Origin of the sequence: Enterobacter sp. RHBSTW-00593, assembly GCF_013784105.1 — a bacterium.
GTDB lineage: Bacteria > Pseudomonadota > Gammaproteobacteria > Enterobacterales > Enterobacteriaceae > Enterobacter > Enterobacter ludwigii.
On record NZ_CP056393.1, the window covers coordinates 4,088,000 to 4,099,035 of the forward strand.

Here is an 11,036-nt window from a genome sequence, read left to right on the forward strand (position 1 = left end):
CTTAAACGAGGAAGTTGCCCAGTATCAGCAGAGAGATGGAGACGTTAATCGCGCCGCCAATACGGGTAGCAATCTGGGCGAAGGGCATCAGGCTCATACGGTTGCCTGCAGTCAGAATCGCCACGTCACCGGTACCGCCCTGGCCGCTCTGGCAGCAGGAGACGATGGCGACATCAATCGGGTGCATGCCAATCTTTTTGCCAACGAAGAAACCGGTCGCCACCAGCGCGGAGACGGTGCTGACAATCACCAGCAGGTTGGTCAGCGTGAATGCGGCGACCAGTTCATGCCAGGGGGTAATGGCCACGCCCACGGCGAAGAGAATGGGGTAAGTTACTGATGTCTGGAAGAATTTATACACCACCTGAGAGCCTTCCAGCAGACGTGGAGAAGCACCATTACAAAGCTTGACCAGCACCGCCATAAACAGCATGCCAACCGGCGCAGGCAGGCCAATCAGCTTGTGGCCGAGCATCCCCAGCATGTAGAGCAGAACGGCCAGCAGTGCGCCAGAAGCGATCGTGGTGACGTCTGCTTTACCGGAGAACGCAGGCTGTGCGGTGGTTTCATCGGTATTCGCACGGTTAGGCATCAGCTGGCCTTCGCCGGTCAGGTGCGGGTAACGTTTACCGAGCTGATTGAGGCAGCCGGAGATGATGATTGCCGTCAGACCGCCGAGCATAACCATAGGCAGAACGCGACCGAGCGCCACGCCCTGGTCCATATGCAGCAGGGTGGCATAGCCGATGGAGAGTGGAATCGCCCCTTCCCCAACACCGCCCGCCATGATCGGCAGAATGATAAAGAAGAAGATCTGGAATGGCTCAAGGCCCAGCGCTATCCCTACGCCCATGCCAACAATCATGCCGACAATTTCGCCGCACAGCATCGGGAAGAAGATGCGCAGGAAGCCCTGAATCAGCACGGTGCGGTTCATGCTCATGATGCTGCCGACAATGATGCAGCAGATGTAGAGATACAGAATGTTGGTGGATTTGTAGAACTTCGTGGTGGACTCCACCACCACATCCGGCAGCAGACCGTAATAGACCAGTGCCGAAGGAATAAAGGTGGCGCAAATCGCCGCCGCGCCGAGTTTACCGACAATCGGCAGGCGCTTGCCAAACTCACCGCAGGCAAAGCCGAAGAACGCGAGCGTGGCGACCATCACCACGATATCGCTGGGCAGTTTGCCGCCGAGGCAATCAATGGCAATCAGCGCGCCGGCCAGGACAAACAGTGGCAGAGGGATAATTCCGATTTTCCACGTATCCATAATATGCCACCAGCGCTCTTTGAGTGATGGTCGCTGAATATCAATCGGGTCGTGGGTAACAGAGAAAGAATCGTCAGTTGTGCTCATAATAAGCCCCTTAGTTATTTTGTGCGTTCAGCTTAGAGTCACAAAGGCTTACTTTATGTGAGGGATGGCATATTAAAAGCGAAGTTTTTATGGCAGCTATGGTTTTAATGGTTTCTTTTATTTAATGTGATTTACGCCTTATTTATTGCCGTGGTTTTTATGGTTTCTTTTCTAAAACGAACAATCAAATAACATTTCTCCAGACGGCTTCAGGCGCATAGGCTATTCGGAAAATTCTTTTACAGGGCCTGCTGTGCAAGGGATCACAAGTTTTCGGCAAACCGGGTATCCGCGCGAAAAAAGATGATATATTGGCAATCTTTGCTGCTACCTCGCGTGATAGTTATGAAAGTATCGTTTCAGATTAAGCTGTTTATTTCGCTGGTCGCCTTTTTCTCAGTACTTTTTGCGTTACTGGGAGGATATTATTACGTCGATGTCGGCAAGCAGCTTTATCAGGAAATGAGTGCACGTGCCAAAATACAGGCGGAAGAGATCGCACTTATTCCCTCATTACGTGATGAGGTTGAACAAAAAGATATCAAAGCCATCCATGATTTTATGCAGAAAATTGCCGCTCACAGTGATGCCAGCTTTATTGTGATTGGGGATAATAAAGGTCTGCATCTTTTTCATTCGGTCTTTGCCGACAGAGTGGGCAAGACGCTTATCGGTGGAGACAATGAGGAGGTCCTGCAGGGAAAAAGCACCACCACCATCCGCAAAGGGGGGTTGGGTATTTCGCTGCGCAGCAAAGCGCCCATCTTCAACGATGCGGGGCAAGTGGTGGGGATTGTCTCGGTGGGTTATCTCACCAGCTACCTTGATACCATTACCGTCAGCAAAGTGGTCAATATCCTGCTGGCCGCCGTGCTGCTGTTGATTGCGCTCTTTATCTTCTCCTGGTTCTTTACCCGCAGTATCAAGAAGCAGATCTTCTCCCTGGAGCCACGGGAAATCGGCCTGCTGGTGCGCCAGCAAAAAGCGATGATGGAGTCTATCTATGAAGGGGTGATCGCCATTGATGATGAGCTGCGCATCGAGGTGATCAACCAGGCGGCGCGCAAGCTGCTTGGCCTGAGCCAGCCAGCCCGTGAACTGCGCGGGCAGCTGATTAGCCAGGTTATCGACCCTGTCCCGTTCTTCTCGACGCAGACGATGCTGGCGAAAGATACCCATGATGAAATTTGCCGTTTTAACACCCTCACGGTGATTGCCAGCCGGGTGCGCATCATGCTTGAGGATTCGCTGCAGGGCTGGGTGATCACCTTCCGCGATCGGAATGAAATTGACTCGCTTAGCGCCCAGCTCAGCCAGGTTAAACGCTATGTCGATAACCTGCGCATCATGCGTCATGAGCAGTTGAACCGCATGACCACTCTGTCCGGCCTGCTGCACATGGGCCGCTATGAAGAGGCGATTGGCTATATTCAGGCGCAGTCGGAACACGCTCAGGAGCTGCTGGACTTTATCTCTTCCCGCTTCAGCTCCCCGACCCTGTGTGGCCTACTGCTGGGTAAAGCCGCCCGCGCGCGGGAGAAAGGGGTCGAGCTCAGTTTTGACCCGGCCTGCCGGCTGGACAGGCCGTTCCCGTCGCTGGCTGAAGAAGAGCTGATCTCAATCATCGGCAACCTGCTGGATAACGCCATCGAAGCGACGCAGCGCTCACCGCTTCCCCATGCACCGGTCGAAGTGCTGATCAAACTGAGCGAGCAGGAGCTGATTATCGAAGTGGCCGACCAGGGCGTTGGCATCAAACCGGAGATCCGTGACAGGATATTTGAACGCGGCATCACCACCAAAACACGCGGCGATCACGGGATTGGCCTGTATCTGATCGAAAGCTATGTCACGCAGGCTGGCGGCGCGATAGAAATTGCCGATAACACCCCGCGCGGCGCCATTTTCTCACTGTTTATTCCCGCCCGGCGTCCCGCCCAGCAACTGGAAGATACCGACTATGCAACATGAACTTATCGACGTATTGATTGTTGAAGACGAGAACGAACTGGCGCAACTGCACGCGGAACTTATCGGTAAACATCCGCGCCTGAGGCTGGTAGGGATCGCCTCGTCTCTCGCTGCCGCCCAGGTCCAGCTTGAAAGCAAACAGCCGCAGCTTATGCTGCTGGATAACTATCTGCCGGACGGTAAAGGGATCACACTGATCAATGACCCCATGCTCACCCGCGCCAACTGTTCGGTGATTTTCATTACTGCTGCCAGCGACATGGACACCTGCAGCCAGGCCATCCGGAATGGCGCCTTTGATTACATCCTGAAGCCGGTCTCCTGGAAACGCCTCAGCCAGTCGCTTGAACGCTTTGTGCAGTTTGCCGAACAACAGCGGGTCTGGAAGATTGTCGACCAGCAGAACGTCGACTCGCTCTACCAGCTGCAGGCGAAAAACTACCGTCTGGATAACGGCAGCAAAGGTATTGAGGAGAATACGCTGGCACGGGTGCAGGCGTTGTTTAACGACAAGGCGACACACTGTTTTTCCGTCGACGAGGTCGTGCAGGAGACAGGATTAAGTAAAACCACCACCCGACGCTATCTGGAGCACTGCGTGGAGGCGGGGTTTCTGAGCGTAGAGATGTTGTACGGGAAGATTGGGCATCCACGGAGGATGTATAAGAGAAGTGCGGTGTGAGCCCTGACCCTCTCTTTGGGGAGAGGGCCGGGGTTACGGATGACGGCGACTATGACAATACATACCCGTACAGTCGCTTAATCCCATCGGGATCCTTTTCGCTGTAAACGCCCTGCAGTTCCGGCGAGAAGCCTGGCAGCAGGTTGATGCCCTCCTCCAGCGCCAGGAAGTAACGCTGTACCGCCCCACCCCAGATTTCACCCGGCACCACGCACAGTACGCCAGGGGGATACGGCAGCGCGCCCTCGGCGGCAATGCGTCCGCCGGCATCACGGATGCGCACCAACTCCACCTTCCCGCGAATATACGCCTGATTCGCATCCTGCGGATTCATCGCCCGTTCTGGCAAACTCTCTTTACGGAACATTGCCTTCTGCAGATCTTTCACGTCAAAGCTCACGTAGAGATCGTGCATCTCCTGGCAGAGCTGGCGAAGGGTGTAATCGCGATACCGTACCGGGTATTTCTGGTAGATGGTCGGCAGGACGTCAGCGAGCGGCGTATCGTCTTCAATATGCTGTTCAAACTGACCCAGCATCGCCACCAGCAGCCCCAGCTTCTCACTGCTTTCGGCAGGCGTCAGCAGGAAGAGGATCGAGTTGAGATCGCACTTCTCCGGCACAATGCCGTTTTCACGCAGGTAGTGCGCAAGAATGGTCGCCGGAATGCCGAACTCGGTATATTCCCCGGTTTCCGCATCAATACCCGGCGTGGTCAGCAGCAGCTTGCACGGATCGACGAAATACTGCTCGCTGGCATAGCCTTCAAACCCGTGCCATTTAGCCCCCGGCTCAAAGCTGAAGAAGCGGCGCTCGCTGGCGATGGCGTGTGTGGGATGATCCTGCCACGGACGCCCGGCCACCATTGGCGGAATAAACGGTTTGATCATATGGCAGTTGGCAATGATCGCCTTGCGGGCCTCAATGCCCAGCTCAACACACTCCGCCCAAAGCCGGCGCCCGCTCTCCCCTTCATGGATTTTCGCGTTCACATCGAGAGCCGCGAACAGCGGATAGAACGGACTGGTCGAGGCATGGAGCATGAACGCATTGTTGAGGCGCTTGTGCGGACAGAAACGCGCCTGGCCGCGAATGTGATTATCCTTTTTATGGATCTGCGAAGTCTGCGAGAACCCGGCCTGCTGTTTATGCACCGACTGCGTCACGAAAATGCCCGGATCGTTCTCGTTCAGATCCAGTAACAGCGGAGAGGTTTCCGCCATCATCGGAATAAACTGCTCGTAGCCCACCCAGGCCGAATCAAACAGGATGTAGTCACAAAGATGGCCGATCTTGTCGATCACCTGACGGGCGTTGTAGATCGTGCCATCGTAGGTGCCAAGCTGAATGATCGCCAGACGAAACGGGCGTTTCTCCATGGCCTTTTCCGGCGCAACTTCACGGATCTGATTTCGCAGGTACGCGTCGTCAAAACACTGCGCGTCAATCCCGCCAATAAAACCAAACGGGTTACGCGCTGCTTCGAGATAAACCGGCGTAGCACCCGCCTGGATCAGCGCACCGTGGTGGTTGGACTTATGGTTGTTGCGATCGAACAGCACCAGGTCGCCGCGGGTCAGCAGCGCATTGGTGACCACCTTATTTGCAGCGGAAGTGCCGTTCAGCACAAAGTAGGTTTTATCAGCATTAAAGACTTTTGCTGCGAACTTCTGGGCATGCTTGGCGGAGCCTTCGTGGATCAGCAGATCGCCCAGTTTCACATCGGCATTGCACATATCGGCGCGAAATACGTTCTCACCGAAGAATTCATAGAACTGCCGTCCCGCAGGGTGTTTTTTAAAAAATGCACCGTGCTGGTGTCCCGGACAGGCAAAAGTACTGTTGCCCATCGCCACGTACTGGCTCAGGGTGTCAAAAAATGGCGGCAACAGATTCTCTTCATACCGGCTGGCCGCCGTCTCCAGTTCCAGAAACTCCTGAGCTTTACCTGATATCACTGCCGTTGCGCCATCAGGAACGTCAGACGGCTCTTGCGAGTAAATAAACACCGGAAGCTGAAAGCCCGTGCGTTTAAGCAATGCCAGAATGCCGCTGCAACTTTCCGTGGGGGTAATGACGACTGCCGCCACATCCGTAAAATCAGTGTTATCCAGCGTCACCTTTTCGCGGTGCGTAGACACAGTAGAGACCAGCTCGCGGCTGACGGCGATTTTCATGGTTTTCATAAGTGCAGTTACCCTCACCGAACGGTGAGACAGGAGTAGATAATATCGATACGGGTGAGCGTTCGCGCAGCGACAGACAACATCATCATTGGCGGCTCCGTACACAGGAAGGAGAAATTTCGCGCAATCATGTCACCTTTTATTTTGAGGTGCAAGAAGCAATCAGTATGTGTTAACCCGCCTAAACCTAAGCTTAACAGGCCCCTGGCGTGTCATAATCCTGCAATACCCATGATTAACTAACAGGAGTTCACGGTGGTTATCGGACCCTTTATCAATGCCGGTGCCGTATTGCTGGGCGGCGTACTTGGCGCCGTATTAAGTCAGCGGTTGCCGGAGCGTATTCGCTCTTCCATGCCCTCAATATTCGGCCTGGCCTCGTTAGGTATCGGCATTTTGCTGGTGATTAAGTGCGCCAACCTGCCGGTGATGGTGCTTGCTACCCTGCTCGGCGCGCTCATTGGCGAGTTCTGCTATCTGGAAAAGGGTATTAACAATGCGGTCAGCAAAGCCAAAAACCTGATTGCCCACCCGGGCAAGGCGAAAAACGGCACTCACGAGTCGTTTATTCAGAACTACGTCGCGATAATTATTCTTTTTTGCGCCAGCGGCACAGGCATTTTCGGTTCAATGCAGGAAGGCATGACTGGCGACCCCAGCATATTGATTGCGAAGGCGTTTCTTGATTTCTTCACGGCCACCATTTTCGCCACGACCCTCGGCATCGCCGTCGCCGCGATTTGCGTGCCCATGCTGCTTATCCAGCTGGCCCTCGCTACCTGCGCCACACTGATCCTTCCGCTCACCACGCCGGCGATGATGGCCGACTTCACCGCCGTCGGTGGCCTGCTGCTGCTGGCGACAGGGCTGCGGATATGCGGAATTAAGATGTTTGCAGTGGTGAATATGCTGCCCGCGCTGTTGATTGCAATGCCGCTATCCGCGCTCTGGACGCACTTTTTTGCTTAAGATTACGGCGAACTGGTGAGAGAGTGTGCAGTCCGTTACGAAAACAACAAATTTCGTTGACGGCAGAGGGCATATCAGGTTTAATGCGCCCCGTTGCCCGGATAGCTCAGTCGGTAGAGCAGGGGATTGAAAATCCCCGTGTCCTTGGTTCGATTCCGAGTCCGGGCACCACTCTTCAGAAAACCCGCCCTCGTGGCGGGTTTTTGCTTTTGGGGTAAAGCTAAGCTAGGGATCGTTCCCATCCGAATCCAGCAGTTTATTTTTAAAGATAAACAAACAAGCCTCGTTGAAGTTCTCTGCCCCCAGCCGTTCTGAGAGCGCGGTCCGTTTGCGGTAGAGGCTTTTAATCGACGTATTCAGTTCCTGTGCCACCTCTTCCATCGCCATGCCAGCCCTGAGCAACCGCAGCATAATGGCTTCATGCGTGCTCAGCCGTAAGTTCAGCAGCCACTTTGTTGTCAGACGTTTGCCCTTCATGTTGAGCACCAGGTTGAATAACGACGCCATATCGGGTGCCGTGAGCGACGTGTTCATAAACAACTTCATGCTGAGCAGATTCTCCTCGCGATGCCGCATATCGAGCATAACGCAGCAGATTGTTTTTTTCGTTCTGGCCGGATGGCGTATCAGGTAATCATATAAACGCAGCGGTGCACGGCTATCAATCAATACAGAATATTCATCTGCGCCGTTATCAAATATCTTTCTGTCAATGGAGTCCAGCAGGATTATATCCGGAAAAAATATCCTCATCCCCCTGACAAGGTAGCGATCCTGTGTCACTAACACTATTGAAGTTGCCACTAACCATCCCTTTTAGATTAAAGCAAGAACGACCCTTCGGAAAGAAGTCCGCCTTCGTTTTATAGCGCTTTTATATTAACGATAAATGTATTCTGGCTTTGATTGACCCTCAATTCGCACATTCATTGATACGTCTTCCCATAGACTATCATTCAATGGCTGCCATTAATTATAAGTAAAAAACAATCTCAGAAAAGTCACTTTTATGGATATTAAGAATTTTTGTCATGAAACTTCCCAAACATGCACCGGAAAGTACTTTAATTCACACCAATAAGGCACATTAAAAATATAAACAAATTTGTCACAATATAAATAAAAATCAACAAAATCATAAACTTACAAATATAAACTCATTTCAAAATAATCGCTTAGGATAGCTCATTACAGAATTATCTCAAAACAACCACCCTGCTTTTCAACATATTTATCTGCCAACATATCGGGTGTACATTACCAGCCACTTAGCCCTGACCATAAGGACCCATAATTACCTTTAAGTAAGTACCCCATAACGTAACTGCATTCAGATTAAACGTTCTCATTTATGGCCTTTAACCCCGTGCTTAAAGGCGGCCGTGTTATGCAATGGATTTATGATAAACAAATGGCAAATAGATATGGAAAGATCACTTCGCTTCAATACGTTATTCTTTTACCGCACTCCCGCTTTATTGTTTCTGTTATTACTTTTCCCCTTTCTGGTTCAGGCAGCAGAATCAGTATATGAACAACAGATTCAGCAGGCGCGTAACGGTAATTACGCACCTTTTCTGCAATATCTTCAGCGTTATCAGCAGCAACATGCCCTGACGCCTGAGCAGGTTGCGGACTGGTTGCAGGTGGCGTCCTGGGCGGGTCGTGATGACGACGTTATTCAGGTCTGGCTGCGTTACAAGGTCTATATGGCTCTTCCTGCCCGTGGCGTGGCTGCTGCTGCTCAGGCAAGGCGAAACCAAAAGGCGTGGCAACCTGCGTTAATGCTCTGGAAGGAGGCGTGTAACCTTGCACCGGATAACGACGATTATCGCATCGGCTACATCAAAACCCTCGCCGACGCCCGCATGGATACACTGGCTCTGCAGGAAGCCCGGCAACGGGTGGCGGAAAAGCCCTCTCTGGCTCACCTTCAGACGCTCTCTTATGTCTATTCACGCCAGGGAAAAAACCAGGAGCGGCTTTTGGCAGACATCCGCGCGTTGAATAGTGCGCCAGCGGATGACGCCCTTCGTACTGAGTTGATTGATGCGTTAACAGACAACCGGGCCGACACGCCTGCCCTGCGGCTTTCACAAACGGTGACGCTGCCCCCCGCGCAACGTCGCCGCCTGGCACTCAACGCCGCCGCCGAAATGGTACGCCTCGCCGATGTGCCTGCCCGTACTGAAACAGAGCGTTTGCAGCTCGCGCAAGCGGCGCTGAACCGCTATGACGAGCTGCTGTCCCGCTGGCAAAACGAACCTCAGGCAGCGGAGGACGTTATCCGGGCCCGTGTCGATCGGCTTGGCGCGCTTTACGCCCACGGTGATTATCCACAGGTCATCAGGGAATATCAGGCGTTAACGTCGGCTCAGCATCCCGTGCCGACCTGGGCAATTGGCTGGGTTATCTCCGCGTATCTGGAGGAGAAAAATGCCGATGCCGCCCTCTCGCTTCTCAAACGTTATCCAGACTATGCGCCGGATCCGCAGGACGACGATCATGCGCTTTTCTACGCCTGGCTGGATACCGGGCAGTATCAGGCCGCTCGCCAGTATGTTGAGAAGATAACCCGTAACACGCCCTGGACCCGCTACGATTTCGGTTCGCCAACCCCGCAACCCAACGATCAATGGCTCATCGGGCAGTCGCTCACCTTTAACTATTTGCTGATGACCAATGCCCTTCCGCAAGCCGAAAAGCTGGCGCAACGTCTGGCTGCGTCAGCGCCGGGAAATCAGGGATTACAGATTGATTACGCCACCTTACTTCAGGCGCGGGGTCTGCCGCGGGCGGCGGAGCAAAAGCTCAAAATGGCCGAGACGCTGGAGCCATCCAATATCGAGCTGGAACGGCAGCAGGCCTACGTCGCAATGGATCTGCAGGAGTGGCGACAGATGGATTTACTGGCCGATGACGTTATCGCCCGCGCGCCTGTCGACGGGAGCGCCCGACGTCTGGACAGGCTCAGAGACGTCCATCATCTGTCCGAAATGCGTTTGAACGCGGGCAAAGGACTGCACTCTGATAACCCCGTCAGCGGCACACACGATCTGAGCTGGGATGCCACGCTCTACGGTCCGCCCATCGCGGATAACTGGCGGCTGTTTGGTGGAACCCGATTTGCGCAGGGCAATTTCGACGAAGGCAAAGGCAGCAGCCGCCACCTGTTTGCCGGCGTCGAATGGCGGCCTCGCGACCTTCTGGTCGAAGCAGAACTCTCCGGTAACCATTATCACGGTGCAAACAAGCCCGGTGCTCGCCTCTCGGCGGCGTACAGCCTGAACGATAGCTGGCAGGTGGGCGGAAACCTTGAACGTCTTTCACGCACGACGCCTTTACGGGCACTGCGTAATGGCGTCAGCGCAAACCGGGGAGAAGGCTGGGTCCGCTGGTATCAAAACGAACGCCGTGAGTACCAGTTTAACGCCTCTGCCAGCCACTTTTCCGACCATAACCGCCGCCAGGAGTTCGCCCTTACGGGTAAAGAGCGGCTGTGGCAGACACCCACCCTGACGCTGGATCTCGAACCGGGTATTTCAGCGAGTACCAACACCCTGCGGGACACGCTCTATTACAACCCGGAGCGGGATCTCTCCGTAACGGCGGCCCTGTCCGTCGATCATCAGATGTACCGCCATTACGACACGCTCTGGAGCCAGCAGGTCGTTCTCGGCGGCGGGGAATACTGGCAGAAAAATCAGCCCGCTGGTGCCATCGCCCTGCTGGGTTACGGGCAGCGCATTCAATGGAACAACGTCATTGATAGCGGCGTGATGCTGAACTGGGACAAGCGCCCTTTCGACGGTAAACGAGAAAGCAATCTCTCCGTCACGTTTGATGCGAATTTACGCTTTTAAGGA

The 11,036-nt window shown here is 53.8% G+C and carries 7 protein-coding genes and 1 tRNA gene; 5 read left to right on the forward strand and 3 right to left on the reverse strand.

Annotated elements, in window-relative coordinates; genetic code table 11:
- Window position 1: 1 nt before the first annotated feature.
- Window positions 2-1,363: a 2-hydroxycarboxylate transporter family protein gene (locus HV242_RS19590; protein WP_014171589.1), complete on the reverse strand. Its 1,362-nt coding sequence runs from the start codon at window positions 1,361-1,363 to the stop codon at window positions 2-4.
- Between the two features lie 345 nt (window positions 1,364-1,708).
- Between HV242_RS19590 and HV242_RS19595 the strand changes: the two genes are divergently transcribed.
- Together HV242_RS19595 and HV242_RS19600 are read left to right on the forward strand one after the other, a co-directional pair.
- Window positions 1,709-3,334, forward strand: coding sequence for an ATP-binding protein (locus HV242_RS19595; RefSeq protein ID WP_025203246.1), 1,626 nt, complete (start codon window positions 1,709-1,711; stop codon window positions 3,332-3,334).
- Window positions 3,324-4,016: a response regulator gene (locus tag HV242_RS19600; RefSeq protein WP_014171591.1), complete on the forward strand. Its 693-nt coding sequence runs from the start codon at window positions 3,324-3,326 to the stop codon at window positions 4,014-4,016. Before HV242_RS19595 ends, HV242_RS19600 begins: the two co-directional genes overlap by 11 nt.
- A 49-nt stretch (window positions 4,017-4,065) precedes the next feature.
- On the opposite strand, the gene HV242_RS19605 is transcribed toward HV242_RS19600, so the two are convergent.
- Window positions 4,066-6,201 carry an ornithine decarboxylase gene (locus tag HV242_RS19605; protein ID WP_050737289.1) on the reverse strand — a complete coding sequence of 712 codons (2,136 nt, stop codon included), beginning with the start codon at window positions 6,199-6,201 and terminating at the stop codon, window positions 4,066-4,068.
- Between the two features lie 255 nt (window positions 6,202-6,456).
- On the opposite strand from HV242_RS19605, the gene HV242_RS19610 reads away from it, so the two are divergent.
- Together HV242_RS19610 and HV242_RS19615 are read left to right on the forward strand one after the other, a co-directional pair.
- Complete coding sequence (locus tag HV242_RS19610; RefSeq protein ID WP_025203244.1) at window positions 6,457-7,170, forward strand: DUF554 domain-containing protein; 714 nt, start codon at window positions 6,457-6,459, stop codon at window positions 7,168-7,170.
- A gap of 95 nt (window positions 7,171-7,265) precedes the next feature.
- Window positions 7,266-7,341, forward strand: a tRNA-Phe gene (locus HV242_RS19615).
- A 54-nt stretch (window positions 7,342-7,395) separates the two neighbouring features.
- On the opposite strand, the gene HV242_RS19620 is transcribed toward HV242_RS19615, so the two are convergent.
- On the reverse strand, window positions 7,396-7,923 hold the full coding sequence (locus HV242_RS19620; RefSeq protein WP_044857798.1) for a helix-turn-helix transcriptional regulator: 528 nt from the start codon (window positions 7,921-7,923) through the stop codon (window positions 7,396-7,398).
- Between the two features lie 671 nt (window positions 7,924-8,594).
- Here HV242_RS19620 and pgaA point away from each other — a divergent pair.
- Window positions 8,595-11,033 carry a poly-beta-1,6 N-acetyl-D-glucosamine export porin PgaA gene (gene pgaA, locus HV242_RS19625; RefSeq protein ID WP_050737290.1) on the forward strand — a complete coding sequence of 813 codons (2,439 nt, stop codon included), beginning with the start codon at window positions 8,595-8,597 and terminating at the stop codon, window positions 11,031-11,033.
- Window positions 11,034-11,036 lie beyond the last annotated feature (3 nt).

Excerpts from the sequence above, each read along its gene's own strand:
- HV242_RS19590 (WP_014171589.1), bottom strand. The coding sequence starts at position 1,363 with ATGAGCACAACTGACGATTCTTTCTCTGTTACCCACGACCCGATTGAT.
- HV242_RS19595 (WP_025203246.1), top strand. The coding sequence starts at position 1,709 with ATGAAAGTATCGTTTCAGATTAAGCTGTTTATTTCGCTGGTCGCCTTT.
- HV242_RS19600 (WP_014171591.1), top strand. The coding sequence starts at position 3,324 with ATGCAACATGAACTTATCGACGTATTGATTGTTGAAGACGAGAACGAA.
- HV242_RS19605 (WP_050737289.1), bottom strand. The coding sequence starts at position 6,201 with ATGAAAACCATGAAAATCGCCGTCAGCCGCGAGCTGGTCTCTACTGTG.
- HV242_RS19620 (WP_044857798.1), bottom strand. The coding sequence starts at position 7,923 with ATGAGGATATTTTTTCCGGATATAATCCTGCTGGACTCCATTGACAGA.
- pgaA (WP_050737290.1), top strand. The coding sequence starts at position 8,595 with ATGGAAAGATCACTTCGCTTCAATACGTTATTCTTTTACCGCACTCCC.